The organism is Pseudomonas sp. PvP100, assembly GCF_017833055.1.
Classification (GTDB): Bacteria; Pseudomonadota; Gammaproteobacteria; order Pseudomonadales; family Pseudomonadaceae; genus Aquipseudomonas; species Aquipseudomonas syringae.
In genome coordinates, this window is sequence record NZ_JAFIBO010000001.1 from 4,775,146 (window position 1) to 4,794,617 (window position 19,472).

Below are 19,472 nucleotides of genomic sequence, written 5' to 3' on the forward strand. Positions count from 1 at the left end.
CTCCTGATAATGGGATGGCCTACGCGCGCATCCGGGTGATGCGTGTGACACCGGTCAGGGCGCGCAGTTTCTTGATCACACGAGCCAGGTGCACGCGATCGTGCACGCTGACCACCAGTTGGACCACGCTGATGCGACCATCGCGTTCGTCCATGCTGATTTTTTCGATATTGCCGTCCGCCGCGTTGACGCTGCTGGCTAACAGCGCGATCAGGCCGCGCTGATGCTCGAGTTCGACACGCAGCTCGACGTTGAATTCGCCCGTCACGTCCTTGGCCCAGGACAGCTGGATGCATTTTTCCGGGTTGTGGCGGATTTCGCTGATGTTGCGGCAGTTGTCCAGGTGCACAACCATGCCCTTGCCTGCAGACAGGTGGCCGACAATCGGGTCGCCCGGGATTGGTGTACAGCATTTGGCGTAGCTGAGCACCAGACCTTCGGTGCCACGAATCGCCAGCGGGCCTTCAGGGCTTGGCAACTGATCGCCTTCGCCCAGCAGGCGGCGGGCAACGACATAAGCCATGCGATTACCCAGGCCGATGTCTTCGAGCAGGTCTTCCAGCACTTCGACCCGATATTCGTTGAGCACCAGTTGAATGCGCTCCTGACCGATCTTGTCGAGGTTGCATTCAAAGCCGTTGAGCACCTTGTTCAGCAGGCGCTCGCCCAGATTGATCGACTCGGAGCGGCGTTGCAGCTTGAGCGCGTGACGAATGTGGGTGCGCGCCTTGCCGGTGACGACGAAGTTCAGCCAGGCCGGATTCGGACGTGCGCCGGGGGCGCTGACAATCTCGACGGTCGAGCCACTTTGCAGCGGTTCGGAAAGCGGCGCCAGTCGGCGGTTGATCCGGCAGGCAATGCAGCTGTTGCCGACATCGGTGTGTACCGCGTAGGCGAAATCCACCGCTGTGGAGCCTTTGGGCAGCTCCATGATTCGGCCTTTGGGCGTGAAAACGTAAACCTCGTCCGGGAACAGGTCGATCTTGACGCTTTCGATGAATTCCAGGGAGTTGCCAGCGCGCTGCTGCATTTCCAGCACGCCCTTGACCCACTGTCGGGCTCGAGCATGAGTGCCCTTGGGCTGCTCGTCGTCGCTGGACTTGTACAGCCAGTGCGCCGCGATGCCGTTGTTGGCCATTTCTTCCATTTCGCGGGTGCGAATCTGGATCTCGATAGGCACGCCATGCATACCGAACAAGGTGGTATGCAGGGACTGATAGCCGTTGGCCTTGGGGATCGCGATGTAATCCTTGAAGCGACCGGGCAGTGGCTTGTACAAATTATGTACAGCGCCGAGCACGCGATAGCAGGTGTCGACCTTGTCGACGATGATGCGGAACGCGTAGACATCCATGATCTCGTTGAAGGCGCGACGCTTGCCGCGCATCTTCTTGTAGATGCCATACAGATGTTTCTGCCGCCCACTGACGTCGCCTTCGATGCCATCGACGGCCAGGCAATGACTCAGGGACTCTTCGATCTTGTTGACCAGTTCCTTGCGATTGCCCCTGGCGCGCTTGACCGCCTGGTTGATTCGCGAGGAGCGCATGGGGTACATCGCCTTGAAACCCAGGTCCTCGAATTCGATGCGCACACTGTGCATGCCCAGCCGATTGGCGATGGGCGCATAGATTTCGAGGGTTTCCTTGGCGATGCGCCGGCGCTTTTCGCCGGACAGGACTTCCAGCGTGCGCATGTTGTGCAGGCGATCGGCGAGCTTGACCAGAATGACGCGAATGTCGCGCGCCATGGCCATGGCCATTTTCTGGAAGTTTTCCGCCTGGGCTTCGGCCTTGGTCTCGAAATTCATCTGGGTCAGTTTGCTGACCCCGTCGACCAGTTCCGCGACGGTCTCGCCAAATTGGGCGCTGAGCGCTTCCTTGGCAATTCCGGTGTCTTCGATGACGTCATGCAGCATCGCAGCCATCAGGCTCTGATGGTCCATGTGCATGTCGGCAAGAATGTTCGCCACCGCAAGAGGATGGGTGACGTAGGCTTCACCGCTGCGACGGCGTTGGCCATCGTGGGCTTGTTCGGCGTAGAAATACGCCCGGCGGACCAGATTGACCTGGTCCTTGCCGAGGTAGGCCGACAGTCTGTCGGCGAGGGCGTCTATGCTCGGCAAGGCGCTACCCCTTGCCAATGGCTTTTACCCTGCGCCGTACTACGTCGACCTGGCATAGGCTTAGACGGCCTCGTTGGACTCGTCCTCGAACGCTGCGAACAATGGCTCATCTTCAACGATTTCAGCTTCTGCGATTACAGAGTAATCCATTACGCCAGCCGCGATTTCACGCAGGGCCATAACGGTAGGCTTGTCGTTTTCCCAGGCCAGCTTTGGTTCTTTGCCGCCGGTTGCCAGTTGACGGGCACGCTTGGTAGAGAGCATGACCAGCTCAAAGCGGTTATCCACGTGTTCTAGGCAGTCTTCAACGGTTACGCGGGCCATGGGTATTCCTCGTAGCAAATGCGGATGCGCGATGCCCGGATGGGCGAGCGGACTCGGTAGTTTACAAGCGGACAGCACCAGTCATCAAGCGGCATGCCACCAACGGCATGTTTTTAACCTGTTGCCTGATGTCTGGAAACGTTTCGATCAAGCCAGCAACTCCTGAAAAAGCTCGCTGTATTGCTCTTGCTGGTGCTGTTGAGTCAGGCGGTTGGCGCGGAAAATCGCCTTGAGGTCTTCCAGCGCGCCGGCAAAGTCGTCATTGACCACGACGTACTCATACTCGTTGTAGTGGCTCATTTCGCTGACCGCTTCACGCATCCGCGCTTCGATGATCTCGTCGCTGTCCTGGCCGCGATTGGTCAGGCGCTGGCGCAAGGCCTGCTGGGTCGGCGGCAAAATGAAGATGGAGCGGGCCTGCGGCATCTGCGCACGAACCTGACGCGCACCCTGCCAGTCGATTTCCAGAATCAGGTCGTGGCCTTCGTCCAGCGTCTGCTGCAGGTGGCTCTGCGACGTGCCGTACAGGTTGCCGAAGACCTCGGCCTGCTCGAGAAAGTCGCCGTGCTCGATCATGCTCAGGAACGTGGCACGATCGACGAAGTTGTAGTTCACACCGTCCACTTCGCCTGGGCGCATGGCGCGCGTGGTGTGCGAGACAGAGACGCGAATCTTTGCCTGCGCGCCGTGCTGAGGCTCTTGCTGAGCGTCCATCAGCGCCTTGACCAGACTGGTCTTGCCCGCGCCGGACGGAGCGGAAATGATGTACAGGGTGCCAGTGATATGGGTCATGTCAGGTTTAGCCTTACTCAATATTCTGCACTTGCTCACGCATCTGCTCGATCAACACTTTAAGGTTGACGGCAGCCTGCGTGCTGCGTGGGTCAAAGGCCTTGGAGCCCAGTGTATTCGCTTCGCGGTTAAGCTCTTGCATCAGGAAATCAAGACGGCGTCCTGCCTGGCCGCCAGCCTTGAGTACGCGACGCACTTCAGTGACGTGGGTGCTGAGGCGGTCCAGTTCTTCGGCGACATCGCTTTTCTGTGCCAGCAGAACCATTTCCTGTTCCAGACGCTGAGGGTCGAGTTCGGCTTTCATGTCGGCAAAGCGATCGAGCACCTTCTGCCGCTGGGTTGCGAGCATCTGTGGCACCAGCGTGCGCAAGGTGGCGACTTCTTCGACGATGGAGGACAGACGCTCGTCGAGCAGCCGCGCCAGATCTGCGCCTTCGCGCCCGCGCCCGCTTTTCAATTCGGTCAGCGCATCATTGAACAGTTTCAGGGCCTCGGTGTTCAACACCTGCGGATCGTTGGCATCGGCGACCAGCACGCCCGGCCATGCCAGCACCTCAAGCGGGTTCAAGGCGGCAGGCTGTTTGATCAAGCCGGCAACCGACTCGGCTGCGGCGATCAATTGGCCTGCGCGTTCAAGGTCCACCTGCAGCGGCTTGCCGGCGGTTTCCTCGACAAAGCGCAATGTGCACTCGACCTTGCCGCGCGACAGGCCCTGACGCAGCGCTTCGCGAATCGCGCCTTCCAGATCGCGGAACGACTCCGGCAGGCGCAGGTGTGGCTCAAGATAGCGGTGGTTGACCGAGCGCAGTTCCCAGCTCAGTGTGCCCTGGGCACCGGCCCGCTCTACTCGGGCAAAGGCAGTCATGCTGTGCACCATGGGAAATACCTCTTGGTTCGCTTTCAAAGCGTGGTTCGGTTCATGAACGCGCAGAAGTGGCGGTCATGGGCGTCGTGAAAGCCGGCTGGCTGTAGAGGCGCAGGATTGTAGCGCAGTGCAGCGCAGGCTCCCAATCCGACAGTGTGACAAGTGACGCAAGGCGTTGTTTTGACCGACATCTGCGCGTCGAAAGCCTTGATTCAGGGCCTTCTGTTTGCGCTGGATCGGCATTGGCGGCTTTTAGAGATGCCCAGCGGCAGCTGTGGCCTCTATAATGCCCAGCAGTTTTCCGTCTCAGTACAGGTATCCCAGATGAAACGTCCAAGTGGTCGCGCCGCCGATCAGCTCCGCTCGATCCGCATCACCCGCAACTACACCAAACACGCCGAGGGTTCTGTACTGGTCGAGTTTGGTGATACCAAGGTGATTTGCACCGTCAGCGTCGAAAACGGCGTACCACGCTTTCTCAAAGGGCAGGGCCAGGGTTGGCTGACCGCCGAATACGGCATGCTGCCACGCGCTACCGGCGAGCGTAATCAGCGCGAAGCCAGCCGCGGCAAGCAGGGTGGTCGTACACTCGAAATCCAGCGCCTGATCGGTCGTTCGCTGCGCGCTGCGCTGGACATGTCCAAGCTGGGCGACGTCACCTTGTACGTCGATTGCGATGTTATTCAGGCTGACGGTGGCACTCGTACGGCTTCTATTACCGGTGCGATGGTTGCTCTGGCAGATGCGCTGAAGGTGATCAAGAAGCGCGGCGGCCTGAAAGGCGGCGACCCGCTCAAGCAGATGATCGCGGCCGTTTCGGTCGGCATGTATCAGGGTGAGCCGGTGCTCGACCTGGACTACCTCGAAGACTCGGCTGCCGAAACCGACCTGAACGTGGTCATGACCAGTGCAGGCGGTTTCATTGAAGTTCAGGGCACTGCCGAAGGCGCGCCATTCCAGCCTGAAGAGCTAAACGCGATGCTCGCGCTGGCGCAGAAGGGTATGACCGAGTTGTTTGAATTGCAGCGCGCCGCGTTGGCCGACTGATATCCAGAAGGGGTCCGATAATGAGTGACAGCTTGCAACCGTTCAGCAAACCGCCGCAAAGCGCTCGCCAGTGGGCGATGTTCTGTCACTTGTCGGCGTTTGCCGGACTCATGTTTCCGTTTGGCAATCTGCTGGGCCCGCTGATTATCTGGCAGTTGAAGAAAGATTCCGATCCGTTTATCGACGCGCAAGGCAAGGAAGCGCTGAATTTTCAGATCACGGTCGCCATTGCGGCCACCGTCAGCATGCTGCTGGTGCTGCTCATCATCGGCTTTGCGTTACTGACGCTGGTGGGGATCGGTGCCGCAGTGCTGGCGATCATTGCCGGGATAAAAGCCAATGACGGCGTCGATTATCGCTATCCGTTCACCTTGCGCCTGATCAAGTAGCATCACTTCAGGCAACGCAAAAAGCCGACTTCAAGTCGGCTTTTTCGTGTTCGCTGCCTTGCTTGGCTATCAGATAGTCAGGGTCCAGTCGTAATCCACGATCAACGGCGCGTGCTGCGAGAAGCGCGGCTGGCGTGGCAGACGGGCGCTGCGCACGAAGCGGCGCAGGCCTGGGGTCAGGATCTGATAATCGAAGCGCCAACCCAGATTCAGCATCTCGGCCTGCTCGTTGTCCGGCCACCAGCTGTACTGGTCACCTTCACGGCTGACTTCGCGCAGGGCATCGACATAGCCCATGGTGCCGACGATCTCGTCCATCCAGGCGCGCTCGGGCGCGAGGAAGCCGGGTGACTGCTGGCTGTCGCGCCAGTTTTTGATATCGAGCTTCTGCTGCGCCACATAGAGCGATCCGCAGTAGATGTATTCGCGACGCTTGCGGCGCTGCTTGTCCATGTACTTGCCGAAATCGTCCATGAGCTTGAATTTCTGATTCAGGTCTTCATCGCCATTCATCCCCGACGGAAAGAGCAGGGTAGCGATACTGACCTTGTCGAAATCTGCTTGCAGGTAGCGCCCGTAGCGGTCGGCTGTCTCGAAGCCGAGGCCGCTGATTACCGCCTTCGGCTGCAACCGCGAATACAGCGCCACACCACCCTGAGCGGGAACCTCGGCTTCGCAGGCATAGAGGAAGTAACCATCCAGCTGAAAGGCTGGATCGTCCAGTTCAAAGGTGGAGGCGCGGGTGTCCTGTAAGCAGATGACGTCGGCATTCTGAGCTTGCAGCCAGCTGAGCAAACCACGCTCGACCGCAGCCTGAATGCCATTTACGTTCACACTGATGATCCGCATAAATGGCCCCAAAAATCACGTGCGTGTATGATACCCGAGCTCTACCTAATTAGCTAAATCCGTGGTATTCGGAGCTTTTTTCATGCAAGCGTATCAACGCGATTTCATTCGTTTTGCCATCGATCGCGGTGTTCTGCGCTTCGGTGAGTTCACTCTAAAGTCCGGGCGCACCAGCCCGTACTTCTTCAATGCCGGGCTGTTCAACACCGGTTCCGCACTGGCACAACTGGGGCGTTTCTACGCAGCAGCCGTGGTTGAAAGCGGTATTGCCTTCGACGTTCTGTTCGGTCCGGCCTACAAGGGCATTCCGCTCGCGTCGGCCACTGCTGTGGCGTTGGCCGAGCATCATGACCGTGATCTGCCGTGGTGTTTCAACCGCAAGGAAGCCAAGGCGCACGGCGAGGGCGGCAGTCTGGTGGGCTCCCCGCTGGCGGGTAATGTGCTGATCATCGACGACGTGATCACTGCGGGCACTGCGATCCGTGAGGTCATGCAGATCATTAAGGACCAGAACGCGACAGCTGCGGGCGTGCTGATCGCGCTCAATCGTCAGGAGCGGGGCAATGGCGAGCTGTCGGCGATTCAGGAAGTCGAGCGTGACTTCGGGATTCCGGTGGTGAGTATCGTGTCGCTGAATCAGGTACTCGAGTTCCTGGCCGACGATCCGCAGCTCAAGCAGCATCTGCCTGCCGTCGAAGCCTATCGCGCGCAATTCGGAATCTGAGGACGTGCCTATGGCGGTCGGCGGCAGGTCTTGGGGATCGGTTTCAGACGCGCTGAGCGTTTTTCGGGCCTTGCTGGCTGTCGTCATGCTTGCGCCCATGCTCGCCCAAGCGGCCGACGCACCTGAGCCACGGCTTTATCGCTACGTCGACAGCCGCGGGGTGACGGTGATCGATACGCAAGGTGTGCCGCCCGACTACGTTGCCAAAGGCTATGAAGTACTCAACAGCCGTGGCCGGGTGGTTCAGGTCGTACCACCTGCGCCTACGGCTGAGCAGATTCGCCAGTCCGATGCGGACAAACGTCAGGCCGCCGCCGATGCAAAGCTGCTGAGCCTGTACAGCAGCGTCGCTGAAGTGGACCGCATGAAGGCCCGCAAACTGGCCGAGCTGGACGCGCTGGTTGGCGTTGCCCAGGGCAACATTCAGGGGCTGGCGGCGCAGCAGCGCAGTCTGCAAGGCCAGGCCGCCGACCTTGAGCGCGCAGGGCGTCCGGTTCAGCAGGCGCTTGTCGATCAACTGAACGACCTGCGCGATCAGCAGCAGAAACTGCAAGCCGATATCGCCGGGTATCAGGCCGCACGGGTAAAGGCCGAAGCAGATTTCGCCGTCGATCGCGCCCGCGTCCAGCGGCTGACTCAGTAACCGGACGCAGAGCGTCCGGAAATGCATACCCACACGGAGCATGGTCGGACACTATCGTCATGCCCGGGTCTGTTTTTGATTCTGGCCGAAGGCCGTAGGAGCGAACTTGTTCGCGAAAGGAGCCGCCGCCAGACACCTATCGTTCCGCACGCTCCAGCCAGGGAATGCCTGTCGTGACGCTCTGCGTCACAAATCTGCGTTGCGCCACATATTCAGGACAGGACGCAGAGCGTCCAGAACGGCATACCCACACGGAGCACTCAACGTTATACATAAGTCTTGAAGAGCCCGTGAAACGTGACTTTCCGGCTTCTGCCCGAAGTGCGTGGGAGTGACCGGGCGGCGATCCGCAATGCTCACGAATACGATGGTCCAGACGCTCCATTTTCAGGGGCTTTACCGGCCTCTTCGCGAGCAAGCTCGCTCCCACAGCCTGCGGCCAGAATCAAGAGCAGACTTGTATATGACGCTGCGCGCGGAGCATGAACACGATAGTGTTCTCGAGCATCAGCCAATAAAAAAGGCCCCGTGAGTGTCAACTCACGGGGCCTTTGGGTGTTACGTCTGCATCAGTGCCGCTTGCGGTTGGTGATCTGGGTACCTACACCGCTGTCGGTGAAGATCTCCAGCAAGACCGCGTTGGGCACTCGACCGTCGATGATGTGCGAGCTGTTGACCCCGCCCTGAACCGCCTCCAGCGCGCAACGAATCTTCGGCAGCATGCCGCCGTAGATGGTGCCATCGGCGATCAGGCCGTCGACCTGCTCGGTGGTCAGGCCGGTAAGCACTTCGCCCTGCTTGTTCATCAGGCCGGCGATGTTGGTCAGCAGAATCAGCTTCTCGGCCTTGAGGGCTTCGGCAACCTTGCCTGCGACCAGGTCGGCGTTGATGTTGTACGACTCGCCGTCCGGGCCCACACCGATAGGTGCGATGACCGGAATGAAATCCCCTTTGACCAGCATGTTGAGCAGCCCGATATTGACCCCGACCACTTCACCGACCTGACCGATGTCGATGATTTCGGGCTTGGTCATTTCCGGCGTCTGGCGCGTGACGGTGAGCTTCTTCGCACGAATCAGCTCAGCGTCCTTGCCGGTCAGGCCGATCGCGCTGCCGCCATGACGGTTGATCAGGTTGACGATGTCCTTGTTGACCTGGCCGCCCAGTACCATCTCCACGACATCCATGGTTTGCGCATCGGTAACACGCATGCCGTCGATGAAGTGGCTTTCGATGGACAGGCGCTTGAGCAGATCACCGATCTGCGGCCCGCCGCCGTGAACCACCACCGGGTTGATGCCCACTGCTTTCATCAACACGATGTCGCGCGCAAAGCCGGTTTTCAGCTCTTCGCTCTCCATGGCGTTGCCGCCGTACTTGATAACCAGCGTCTTGCCGACAAAGCGGCGAATGTAAGGCAGCGCTTCGGAAAGGACCTTGGCTACATTAGAGGCGGCATCGCGTTCGAGGGTCATTCAGGGCTCCAGTCAAAAGGAAAAACAATCAAAATGGCAGGTCGAGGTCCGGCGCAACTTTCTTCAATTCTGCGTGGAACACGTCCTTGATACGCTGCAATTCGGCCTCGGTCTCGGCTTCGAAGCGTAGCACCAGTACCGGCGTGGTATTGGAAGCGCGAACCAGACCCCAGCCCTTCGGATAATCCACACGGACACCGTCGATGGTGGTCAGTTTGGCGTCGCCCCACTGTGCATCCGTCTCAAGGGCCTCGATGATGCTGAACTTGGTGACATCCGTCACCTTGATGTTGATTTCAGGCGTCGAAATATCGTTCGGGAAGGTTTCGAACAGGTCTTCGGCGTTGGCCGACTCCTGGCTGAGGATCTCCAGCAGGCGTGCTGCGCTGTAGATACCGTCGTCGAAACCGAACCAGCGTTCCTTGAAGAAGATGTGGCCGCTCATTTCGCCTGCCAGCAGCGCACCGCTTTTCTTCATTTCTTTCTTGATCAGCGAGTGACCGGTTTTCCACATCACCGGACGACCGCCATGTTCGCTGATCAGCGGAGTCAGGCGGCGTGTGCATTTGACGTCGAAAATGATGTCGGCACCCGGATTGCGCTTGAGCACGTCCAGCGCGAACAGCATCAACAGGCGGTCCGGGTACACCACGTTGCCTGCGTTGGTCACGACACCGACACGGTCGCCGTCACCGTCGAAAGCCAGGCCCAGGTCGGCACCGGTTTCCTTGACCTTGGCGATAAGGTCCTGCAGGTTTTCCAGTTTGCCCGGATCCGGGTGGTGGTTAGGAAAGTTGCCGTCGACTTCCGCGAACAGCGAAATCACTTCGCAGCCCAGCGCTTCGATAAGTTGCGGAGCGATCACGCCTGCCGCGCCGTTGCCGCAGTCGACCACGACCTTCAGCTTGCGCGCCATGACGATGTCATTCTTGATCTGCTGGAAGTAGCGCTCAAGGATGTCGACCTGGGTGATGCTGCCTTTCTGCGACGTCAGGTTGTTGGTCTTGATGCGCTCGTGCAGCGCCTGGATCTGCTCGTTGGCGAGGGTGTCGCCAGCGATGACGATCTTGAAGCCGTTGTAGTCCTTCGGGTTATGGCTGCCGGTCAGCATGACGCCGGTTTTGCCGGCCAGCACGTTGGCTGCGTAATACAGCGCAGGCGTTGGCACCAGGCCCACATCGCTGACGTGGCAGCCGCTGTCGTGCAAGCCTTGAATCAGTTGCTGTACCAGTTCAGGACCGGAAAGGCGACCATCGCGGCCAACGCTGACGTTGGGTTCGTTCTGCGCCAGGCTTTCGGAGCCAATGGCGCGGCCGATCCAGTAAGCCGTTTCAGCGTTGAGGGTGTCCCCGACCACGCCACGAATGTCGTAGGCACGGAAAATAGTCTCGGGAAGGTTGGGTGCCACGGATGCTGGGCTGTTCATAGCGAGGTTATGCTCCGATCTCAGGAAGTCCTGGTTTTCGTCGAGAAGGTCGATATCAAGGATATCGGTATCTTGAAACAGCGGATCGGTCCAGTCGGTGCGTGATGCAGCCACGATGGACGAAGCACTGCCTTTGGCAATATCTGCATCGCGCTGCTCGCCTGCAGCCAAGGCAGGCGCTGCCTGAGGCTGACTACGAAGCGAGACACGAGCAAGGGCCTGAGCCAGGCCACTAAGGGCCGGGAGGCTCAAACCGAAGGGTTTGACGGCTTTTCCGCGTGAGAGTTCTTGGAGCAGCTGATCCAGTTGCCGTGCGTCGGCGCAAATACGCTTCTGCAGGGCCCGCTCATTACGGTGCAAGCCAAGCAGCACGCCTGTTGCAGCGATAATCAGTGCCAGCAGCATAAGCACCGCGGACGGAGAGGTTTTCAGGCCGGGACCGGGCGTGAATTCGAGTTTCCAGCCGGGATAACCGGTATCGAAGGCCTGGGCTTTGCCTTCATCGGCCTGACCGCGCTGCAGGAAAACCTGAGCAGGTCCGCTGCCGAACTGCTGGCTGAGCACCACTTGCCCGGCATCGGCAGGCAGCGCCGGTAAGGCATTGAGCAAACGCTGCAGATCAAAGGCCAACAGCAACGTACCCACCACAGGCTGACTGGCAGCGGCACGCACCGGCGCGGCGCTGTAGATCAACCAGCGCTCACCGACCTTGCGCGCCTCCGGGGCAACGGCCTCACCTTGTGCGGCCTTGTTGAGCATGTCCAGGGTGGCGAAGCTGACGGGCAGTGCGCCTTGCGTGTCCACATCGGCCAGCCCCTTGGGGTAAAGCCGAGCGCCTATGAGGCCGTCCCAGCGGGTGAATCGATCCTGAGCGGCCAGCAGGGCAGCGGCATCATTGCTCTGCAGCGCCTGCACAAGCGCTGCACCGGAGGCGGCCGATTGAGTGTCCGCGTTGATCTGACGCAGCGCTACACCCGCCGCTGCCGCCTGACTGCCGCCCCAGGCCTGAACCAGCTGGTCCTGTTGCTGCGGGCCGGTGGCCAGAGCCGTCCAGACCAGTGCCGCAGCGATGAGCAGGCCGATGGCGGCAGGCACCAGGCCGGGCGCGAGGCCTTTGAGGCTCGCAGCCGGAGGCGAGTTATCGGCGGGTACGACGTGCTGTGAAGCGCTGTGCTGACTACCTTTCACCGACCTCTCCCTGAGCCTTGTCCCGAACCCGGATTATGTGCCGAATGGCGATCAATGGCTGCCGGAATGACCGAAGCCGCCAGCGCCACGCTGACTTTCGTCGAACGTTTCAACCAGCTCGAAATGCGCCTGTACGACCGGCACCAGGACCAATTGGGCGATGCGCTCGCCGACGGCAATGTTGAAAGCCGTCTGGCCGCGGTTCCAGCAGGAGACCATCAGTTCGCCTTGATAATCGGAGTCGATCAGGCCCACCAGATTGCCCAGCACGATGCCGTGTTTATGGCCCAGGCCGGAGCGCGGCAGGATCAGCGCGGCAAGGCCCGGATCGCCAATGTAAATCGACAGGCCGGTAGGGATCAGCAGGGTCTGGCCGGGCTCGAGGAGCGTGTCCTCCTTGAGCATGGCGCGCAGGTCCAGGCCAGCCGAGCCGACAGTAGCGTAGGCCGGCAGCGGGAATTCGTTGCCAATGCGAGGGTCGAGGATCTTGGCTTGTAGAGCGTGCATTCGTAGTTAAACCTGATTCATGCGGTCGGCGATAAAAGTGACCAGCTGGCGAGCGATCTTGGCCTTGCTGGTCTGGGCGAAAAGCGTTGCGTGCAACGCTCGGTCAATCACGCTGCAGGCGTTTTCCTCGCTGTTGAAGCCGATGCTCGGGTTAGCGACATCGTTGGCGACAATCAGGTCGAGGTTCTTGTCCTTGAGCTTGCGGGCAGCGTAGTCGAGCAGGTGTTCGGTCTCGGCGGCAAAGCCGACACTGAAGGGGCGATCCGGGCGGGTTGCGATGGTCGCCAGAATATCCGGATTGCGCACCATCTGCAGCAGCAAGCCGTCACCGTTTGAAGGATCTTTCTTCAATTTGTGCGGGGCAACGACTTCCGGGCGGTAGTCGGCCACGGCTGCCGAGGCGATGAACAGGTCGCAGGGGATGGCCGCCTCGCACGCTGCCAGCATGTCGCGGGCGCTGACCACGTCGATGCGCGAGACGCGATCAGGCGTAGGCAGGTTGACCGGCCCGGTGATCAGCGTGACGCGAGCGCCGGCTTCCACCGCCGCTTCGGCCAGGGCAAAGCCCATTTTTCCCGAGCTGTGGTTGGTGATGTAGCGCACCGGGTCGATGTTTTCCTGGGTCGGGCCTGCGGTGATCAGCACATGCTTGCCGGTCAGGGTCAGGCGCTGGAAGCAGTCGGCCGCGCACTGGGCCAGGTCGTCGGCCTCCAGCATGCGACCGAAGCCGACATCGCCACACGCCTGACTGCCGGACGCCGGCCCGAACACGCGAAAATCGCGTTCTTCGAGCAGACGGGTATTGGCCTGCACCGAGGCGTCACGCCACATCGCCTGGTTCATCGCCGGGGCGATGGCGACAGTCGCGTCGGTGGCCAGCACGATGGTGGTCAGCAGGTCGTTGGCGATGCCTTGCGCCAGGCGCGCGATGAGGTCGGCGGTGGCCGGTGCGATGAGGATCAGGTCGGCCCATTTGGCCAGTTCGATATGGCCCATCGCGGCCTCGGCGGCCGGGTCGAGAAGGTCCAGGTGCACAGGGTGCCCGGACAGGGCCTGCATGGTCAGCGGGGTGATGAACTCTGCGCCGCCCCGGGTCATGACCACACGCACTTCAGCGCCCTGATCGCGCAGGCGGCGGACCAGCTCAGCGCTCTTGTAGGCCGCGATGCCGCCGCCGACGCCAAGAACGATGCGTTTTCGATACAGCCGCTGCATAGACCTGCCTTTTTGGTCGAGTGAACACACGACGGCCATGACGCCTCCCCAGGCCAGATCGTCGTGCAAAAAAGATGGGCTAAGATAGCACAGCGACCGCACCGGAACAGCGGTGCCCAATCACATGGAGGTGCTATGAGTATTCGCAGTTGGCCCGCGGCTGAACGCCCCCGGGAACGCTTGTTGGAGTTGGGGGCGGCGAGCCTTTCCGACGCCGAGTTGCTGGCTATCTTTTTACGCACCGGCGTGGCCGGAAAAAGCGCTGTAGACCTCGCGCGTCATCTGCTGAAGCAATTTGACGGGCTCAGACCGTTACTGGATGCGGATCTGTCGGTATTCACCTCGCAACTGGGGCTCGGGCCCGCCAAGTTCGCTCAGTTGCAGGCAGTCATGGAAATGGCGCGTCGGCACATGGCCGAGTCCTTGCGCCGTGAGTCAGCGCTGGAAAACCCCACCCAGGTTCGCGGGTATCTCAAGGCCTTGCTGCGGCATGAGCCGCACGAAGTCTTCGGCTGTCTGTTTCTCGATAACAAACACCGGGTCATGACCTTCGAGATATTGTTTCGCGGGACGATCAATGCGTCCTACGTGCACCCGCGCCAAGTGGTTAAGCGAGCGATGGCGCACAACGCCGCGAGCCTGATCCTATGCCACAACCATCCCTCCGGTATCACCACGCCCAGCCGTTCCGACATCGACCTGACCAAGCGCCTCAAGGAAGCACTGATGCTGGTGGATGTTCATGTGCTTGACCACGTGATCGTTGGGGACGGCGAGCCACTGTCGATGGTGGAGCGCGGATTGATGTAGCGAGCTCTTCCCGGTCTTGAGGTGGGTCGTGCCAATGCAGGCATTGGCACGACGTCACACACAGAAGCCAAGGTCAGTCTGGCGACTTACTTGACCTGCACCTTGTAGAAATCCTGCCTGCCGAACGGGCTGACCTGATAGCTAGTGACGTCCTTGCGTACCAGGGCTGCAGCCGTCGGGTGGGCGAGGGGGAGCCACAGTGCCTGCTGTTGAATCTGTTGCTGAGCCTGGTGATACAGCTTGCTGCGTTCGGTCTGATCACTGACTGATTTGCCGTCTGCGATCAGCTTGTCCAGTGTCTTGTCGCAATAGCGGGCGAAGTTGGTGCCCGACTGCACAGCCGCACACGAGAACTGCGGGGTCAGGAAGTTATCCGGGTCGCCATTGTCACCCGCCCAGCCCATGAACAGCAGGTCATGCTCGCCCGCCTTGGCGCGGCGAATCAGCTCGCCCCATTCAATGATCTTGATCTCGGCATTGATGCCGATCTGTTTCAAGTCAGCCTGCAGCAATTGAGCGCCCAGGCTGGGGTTCGGGTTCAGCAGGCTCCCGGATGGTCGCGTCCAGATGGTGGTCTTCAAGCCCTCTTTTACACCGGCCTTGGCCAGCAGCGCCTTGGCCTTGGCAACATCGTGCTGATAGCCGGGCAGGTCCTTGGCGTAACTCCAAGTGTTGGGCGGGTAAGGACCATCGGCCTTTTCAGCGGTGCCTTCGAACACGGCTTTCAGGTAATTGTCCTTGTCGAACGCCAGGTTGATGGCCTGGCGAACTTCCGGCTTGTCGAACGGCGGGTGCTGGCTGTTGATCGCGACAAATGCGGTCATGAACGCTTCAGTCTTCTCGACCTTGAGCGATTTGTCCTCGCTGGCTGCCTGTATATCCAGGGGCTTGGGCGAGAGCGCTATCTGGCACTCATCCTGACGGATTTTCTGCAGGCGCACATTGGCGTCCGGGGTGATGGCATACACCAGTGTGTCGATATCAGACTTGCCGGCGAAGTAATCGTCGAACGCCTCATAGCGCACCGCGGCATCTTTCTGGAAGCGCTTGAACACGAACGGCCCGGTGCCGATCGGCTGGCTGTTGAGTTTCTCCGGCGTGCCCGCTTTCAGCAACTGCGCGGTATATTCGGCTGAATAGATGGAGGCGAAACCCATGCTCAGCGTGGCCAGGAAGGTCGAGTCCGCATGGTTGAGCGTGAAGCGCACGGTGTGTGCATCAGGCGCTTCGATGCTCTTGATCAACGCGGGCAACTGCATGGACTGCGCATGCGGGAAGCCGCTCTGGGCGATCTTGTGCCATGGGTTCTGCGGGTCGAGCATGCGCTGGAAGCTGAACAGCACGTCATCCGCGCTCAGCTCGCGAGTCGGCTTGAAATAGTCGGTGGTGTGGAATTTCACTCCGGAGCGCAGCTTGAAGTCGTAAGTCAGGCCGTCTTTGGATACGGTCCAGCTTTCTGCCAGGCTCGGCACCAGCTTGCCGCTCTTGGCATCGAAGTCTACAAGGCGGTTCATCAGCACATCGGCCGATGCGTTGGTGGTGGTCAGCGAGTTGTACTGTACAACGTCGAAGCCCTCGGGGCTGGCTTCGGTGCAGACCACAAGGTTCGATGCCTGGGCAGCAGCGGGAAGCAAAAGTGGAACGAGTAAAAAAGGGAGTGCAGCTAGGCGCATGGCGTTATTTCCTGTTCAGAAAGGGCCCCATCTGCCGGCGCAGTCTGGTGAGGGACTAACCCTAGACCATGTACTGGCGCAGAACAATCGTCATGGAGCGACGAGCGGTCGATTTGCCTGTGCCCCCGCAGTGCTTGAGCATACCGCTGCGCGAGGCGTGATCATTCGGGTCAAAGTGCTTTGCCTGTTGTTGTGCCCAAGGCTTTCTGGTATAAAGCAGCGCTCTTTTCTAGGGGCCCGGTTCCTTCACTGTAGGTGTAGCCGGTAAGACCCTTAAAGAAACGCGGCGCCTGGCGCCAAATGACTGAGAGATTAAGCGGCCAACCCATGCCGGGTTGGGCATGTGGTTTTAGAGGGCTGAGGCATGTCGAGAGTATGTCAAGTTACCGGTAAGGGTCCGGTGACTGGGAATAACATTTCCCACGCAAACAACAAAACCCGTCGTCGTTTCCTGCCAAACCTGCAGCATCACCGCTTCTGGGTTGAAGGCGAGAAGCGTTTTGTTCGTCTGCGCGTATCTGCTAAAGGCATGCGTATCATCGACAAGCGTGGCATTGAAGTTGTGCTCGCTGAACTGCGTCGCGACGGCAAAATTTAAGGGAGAAAATCATGCGTGAATTGATCCGTTTGGTGTCGAGCGCTGGTACAGGCCATTTCTACACCACCGACAAGAACAAACGTACTACCCCGGATAAAATCGAAATCAAAAAATTCGATCCGGTTGTACGCAAGCACGTGATCTACAAAGAAGGCAAAATCAAGTAATTGATTCTGTCGGCTACAAAAAAACCCGCTCTGGCGGGTTTTTTTGTGCCTGCGCTCCTGGTGCAGTTGCCAGCAGTATCCAGGCAGCCAAACGCCCGACGCGATGCGCCGGGCGTTTCAGGCATGGAAGCTGCTGTCGGGCGACGAAGGTACGGCCGCCTGATCAGCCGAAGCTGAAGCCGGATACTAGACCGGCTTTGTCGACATTGACGTGCAGACGGTTCGGGTTGAGGTCTTTGGTGGTGATGTAGCCAGGGCCGATGACCTTCTGAAGACCGGTGATTTCGCTGATGTAGGCTTTGACAGTAGGCACATAGCGGCTGCCTACAAGGTACTGAAGCGCTTGGGCGATAACTTCGTTAGTCATTTTCAAAATCCTTTTTTGAGTGAATGTCCTCACTGGACGCGCTCAGAATCCTCCAGAAAAACCGATGTGATGCGGTACTTATTTATCTGCAGCCGCTTCGAACACCACATAAATCTTGCGGCATGTTTCCAGCACCTCCCAGGTGCCCTTGAAGCCTGCCGGGATCACGAAACGGTCGCCTGCGCGCAGGGTTTTCGCGTGGCCCTGCTCGTCGCGCAGGACTGAAACACCCTGCACAATCTCGCAATACTCATGCTCTGAATAATTCACCTGCCACTGCCCGGGCTCGCCATTCCAGACGCCCGCACTCATCTGTCCGCAGGGGCTGTTGTAGTGGTTGTAGAGGGTTTGTGCCGGGTCGCCCTTGAAGACCTTTTCCGGTGCAGGGCGATAGTGCTCGGCAGCGGTGCTGGCTTCACTGAAGTCGACGATGCTTTCGATGCTCATGATGGGCCCCTTGTCCTGAATACGTTGAAGGTTTGACGTGCGTGCAGTGCGTTAGTGCCTCGGCGCGCGTGCGCAGCTGTTTAATAAAATCAACATAAAAGCACCGTAGCGGCTATTTATGTCAAATATATTGGTTTTGGCGGGCCGCTGGTTTAGGGTAACGGCCGTCCTGAAAAATTTCAGATCGTGTCTTTAATCAACCACGACACACCCACATTCAACAAGAGGAGGACATGCAAATGACCACCCTGACTCGTGCTGACTGGGAGCAACGCGCCCAGAATTTGAAGATCGAAGGCCGTGCCTTCATTCAAGGTGAATACACCGCAGCCTCCTCCGGCGAGACGTTTGACTGCATTAGCCCGGTCGATGGCCGGATGCTTGCCAAGGTTGCCAGTTGCGACACCGCTGACGCGCAGCGCGCGGTCGACAGTGCACGCAGCGCCTTCAACTCCGGTGCCTGGTCGCGACTGGCTCCGGCCAAGCGCAAGGAAACGATGATCCGTTTCGCCGAGCTGCTCAAACACAATGCCGAAGAGCTGGCGCTGCTTGAGACGCTGGACATGGGCAAGCCGATTGGCGACTCGTTCGGTGTCGACATTCCCGGTGCCGCCAGAGCCCTGAGCTGGAGCGGCGAGGCCATCGATAAGCTGTATGACGAAGTCGCGGCAACGCCGCATGACCAACTGGGCCTGGTAACGCGCGAGCCGGTGGGTGTCGTGGCCGCCATCGTACCGTGGAATTTTCCGCTGATGATGGCCTGCTGGAAGCTGGGTCCTGCGCTGTCCACCGGCAACTCGGTCATCCTCAAGCCCTCGGAAAAATCTCCGCTGACGGCCATTCGTATCGCACAACTTGCCATTGAGGCTGGTATTCCTGCGGGCGTGCTCAACGTACTGCCTGGCTATGGCCACACCGTCGGCAAGGCACTTGCCCTGCATATGGATGTGGACACTGTGGTGTTCACCGGCTCGACCAAGATCGCCAAGCAACTGATGATCTATGCGGGCGAATCGAACATGAAGCGTGTCTGGCTGGAAGCCGGCGGCAAGAGCCCGAATATCGTCTTTGCCGACGCGCCTGATTTGCAGGCCGCCGCCAGCGCAGCCGCCAGCGCGATTGCCTTCAACCAGGGCGAAGTGTGTACCGCCGGTTCGCGCCTGCTGGTCGAGCGCTCCATCAAGGATCGCTTCCTGCCGATGGTCATCGAGGCGCTGAGCGCCTGGAAGCCCGGCAATCCGCTGGACCCTGCGACCACCGTGGGCGCGTTGGTTGATACCCAGCAGATGAACACCGTGTTGTCCTATATCGAAGCGGGCCACACCGATGGCGCCAAACTGGTTGCGGGCGGCAAGCGCATTCTGCAGGAAACCGGCGGCACCTATGTCGAGCCGACCATTTTCGATGGTGTGAACAATGCGATGAAAATCGCTCAGGAAGAAATCTTCGGCCCGGTGCTTTCGGTGCTGACGTTCGATACTGCCGAAGAAGCGATCCAGATCGCCAACGACACACAGTATGGCCTGGCGGCTGCCGTATGGACCGCCAACATCTCCAAGGCACACCTGACCGCCAAGGCTTTGCGCGCAGGCAGCGTATGGGTCAACCAGTACGACGGCGGCGACATGACTGCACCGTTCGGCGGCTTCAAACAGTCGGGCAATGGTCGTGACAAGTCGCTGCATGCGTTCGACAAATACACCGAGCTGAAGTCGACCTGGATCAAGCTGTAGTCATTAGCCTATCGCTCCGAGGCTCTGCGCTTGGAGCATTGGTACGATGGGGTCTCAAGATCATCGCTCCACACGGGATTTGTACAAGGCGATGAGCGCGTAGCGCCG

General features: G+C 59.6%; 20 protein-coding genes. 8 read left to right on the plus strand and 12 right to left on the minus strand.

Annotated elements, in window-relative coordinates; translation table 11 throughout:
- Positions 1–19: 19 nt before the first annotated feature.
- From spoT to JOE39_RS20650, 4 genes are all read right to left on the minus strand, one after another.
- On the minus strand, positions 20–2,125 hold the full coding sequence (gene spoT, locus JOE39_RS20635) for a bifunctional GTP diphosphokinase/guanosine-3',5'-bis pyrophosphate 3'-pyrophosphohydrolase (protein ID WP_003313985.1): 2,106 nt from the start codon (positions 2,123–2,125) through the stop codon (positions 20–22).
- Positions 2,126–2,185: 60 nt separating this feature from the next.
- A complete protein-coding gene (gene rpoZ, locus JOE39_RS20640) occupies positions 2,186–2,449 on the minus strand; it encodes a DNA-directed RNA polymerase subunit omega (RefSeq protein ID WP_003320174.1) in 264 nt (87 codons plus the stop codon).
- 147 nt (positions 2,450–2,596) lie between these two features.
- On the minus strand, positions 2,597–3,241 hold the full coding sequence (gmk, locus tag JOE39_RS20645) for a guanylate kinase (protein ID WP_003344442.1): 645 nt from the start codon (positions 3,239–3,241) through the stop codon (positions 2,597–2,599).
- 13 nt (positions 3,242–3,254) lie between these two features.
- A complete protein-coding gene (locus tag JOE39_RS20650) occupies positions 3,255–4,118 on the minus strand; it encodes a YicC/YloC family endoribonuclease (RefSeq protein WP_003344441.1) in 864 nt (287 codons plus the stop codon).
- A gap of 312 nt (positions 4,119–4,430) precedes the next feature.
- On the opposite strand from JOE39_RS20650, the gene rph reads away from it, so the two are divergent.
- Positions 4,431–5,153: a ribonuclease PH gene (gene rph / locus JOE39_RS20655; protein ID WP_003313989.1), complete on the plus strand. Its 723-nt coding sequence runs from the start codon at positions 4,431–4,433 to the stop codon at positions 5,151–5,153.
- 20 nt (positions 5,154–5,173) lie between these two features.
- Entirely contained in the window at positions 5,174–5,542 is a 369-nt protein-coding gene (locus JOE39_RS20660) for a DUF4870 domain-containing protein (protein ID WP_003313990.1), read from the plus strand.
- A 69-nt stretch (positions 5,543–5,611) separates the two neighbouring features.
- On the opposite strand, the gene JOE39_RS20665 is transcribed toward JOE39_RS20660, so the two are convergent.
- Positions 5,612–6,391, minus strand: a complete 780-nt coding sequence (locus JOE39_RS20665; RefSeq protein ID WP_002551505.1) for an exodeoxyribonuclease III — start codon at positions 6,389–6,391, stop codon at positions 5,612–5,614.
- Between the two features lie 82 nt (positions 6,392–6,473).
- Here JOE39_RS20665 and pyrE point away from each other — a divergent pair, with 82 nt between their 5' ends.
- Positions 6,474–7,115, plus strand: coding sequence for an orotate phosphoribosyltransferase (gene pyrE / locus JOE39_RS20670; RefSeq protein ID WP_003313993.1), 642 nt, complete (start codon positions 6,474–6,476; stop codon positions 7,113–7,115).
- A 10-nt stretch (positions 7,116–7,125) separates the two neighbouring features.
- On the plus strand, positions 7,126–7,758 hold the full coding sequence (locus JOE39_RS20675) for a hypothetical protein (RefSeq protein ID WP_003437423.1): 633 nt from the start codon (positions 7,126–7,128) through the stop codon (positions 7,756–7,758).
- Between the two features lie 569 nt (positions 7,759–8,327).
- Here the strand turns inward: JOE39_RS20675 and argB are convergent.
- Genes argB through coaBC form a run of 4 tightly spaced genes read right to left on the minus strand, consistent with a single transcriptional unit; the run spans position 8,328 to position 13,569 of the window.
- The gene (gene argB / locus JOE39_RS20680) at positions 8,328–9,233 is read right to left on the minus strand and encodes an acetylglutamate kinase (protein WP_003344438.1); all 906 of its coding nucleotides are present in this window, start codon (positions 9,231–9,233) and stop codon (positions 8,328–8,330) included.
- A gap of 28 nt (positions 9,234–9,261) precedes the next feature.
- A complete protein-coding gene (locus JOE39_RS26590; RefSeq protein ID WP_332874619.1) occupies positions 9,262–11,847 on the minus strand; it encodes a phosphomannomutase/phosphoglucomutase in 2,586 nt (861 codons plus the stop codon).
- Between the two features lie 51 nt (positions 11,848–11,898).
- Positions 11,899–12,354 carry a dUTP diphosphatase gene (gene dut, locus JOE39_RS20690; RefSeq protein WP_003313999.1) on the minus strand — a complete coding sequence of 152 codons (456 nt, stop codon included), beginning with the start codon at positions 12,352–12,354 and terminating at the stop codon, positions 11,899–11,901.
- Positions 12,355–12,360: 6 nt separating this feature from the next.
- Positions 12,361–13,569 carry a bifunctional phosphopantothenoylcysteine decarboxylase/phosphopantothenate--cysteine ligase CoaBC gene (coaBC, locus tag JOE39_RS20695; RefSeq protein WP_003314000.1) on the minus strand — a complete coding sequence of 403 codons (1,209 nt, stop codon included), beginning with the start codon at positions 13,567–13,569 and terminating at the stop codon, positions 12,361–12,363.
- Positions 13,570–13,704: 135 nt separating this feature from the next.
- Between coaBC and radC the strand changes: the two genes are divergently transcribed.
- On the plus strand, positions 13,705–14,379 hold the full coding sequence (radC, locus tag JOE39_RS20700; RefSeq protein ID WP_003392593.1) for a DNA repair protein RadC: 675 nt from the start codon (positions 13,705–13,707) through the stop codon (positions 14,377–14,379).
- A gap of 86 nt (positions 14,380–14,465) precedes the next feature.
- Here the strand turns inward: radC and JOE39_RS20705 are convergent, their stop codons facing one another.
- Entirely contained in the window at positions 14,466–16,052 is a 1,587-nt protein-coding gene (locus JOE39_RS20705; RefSeq protein WP_210078330.1) for an ABC transporter substrate-binding protein, read from the minus strand.
- A gap of 364 nt (positions 16,053–16,416) precedes the next feature.
- Between JOE39_RS20705 and rpmB the strand changes: the two genes are divergently transcribed.
- Complete coding sequence (rpmB, locus tag JOE39_RS20710) at positions 16,417–16,650, plus strand: 50S ribosomal protein L28 (protein WP_002551514.1); 234 nt, start codon at positions 16,417–16,419, stop codon at positions 16,648–16,650.
- An 11-nt stretch (positions 16,651–16,661) separates the two neighbouring features.
- Positions 16,662–16,817, plus strand: coding sequence for a 50S ribosomal protein L33 (gene rpmG, locus JOE39_RS20715; protein WP_002551515.1), 156 nt, complete (start codon positions 16,662–16,664; stop codon positions 16,815–16,817).
- Positions 16,818–16,980: 163 nt separating this feature from the next.
- Here the strand turns inward: rpmG and JOE39_RS20720 are convergent, their stop codons facing one another.
- Together JOE39_RS20720 and JOE39_RS20725 are read right to left on the minus strand one after the other, a co-directional pair.
- Positions 16,981–17,184 (minus strand): I78 family peptidase inhibitor, encoded by a 204-nt coding sequence (locus tag JOE39_RS20720; RefSeq protein WP_122220034.1) that lies wholly within the window; start codon positions 17,182–17,184, stop codon positions 16,981–16,983.
- A 78-nt stretch (positions 17,185–17,262) separates the two neighbouring features.
- Positions 17,263–17,631 carry a cupin domain-containing protein gene (locus JOE39_RS20725; RefSeq protein WP_003403970.1) on the minus strand — a complete coding sequence of 123 codons (369 nt, stop codon included), beginning with the start codon at positions 17,629–17,631 and terminating at the stop codon, positions 17,263–17,265.
- Between the two features lie 239 nt (positions 17,632–17,870).
- Between JOE39_RS20725 and JOE39_RS20730 the strand changes: the two genes are divergently transcribed.
- A complete protein-coding gene (locus JOE39_RS20730; protein WP_003425933.1) occupies positions 17,871–19,364 on the plus strand; it encodes an aldehyde dehydrogenase in 1,494 nt (497 codons plus the stop codon).
- The last annotated feature ends 108 nt before the right edge of the window (positions 19,365–19,472 follow it).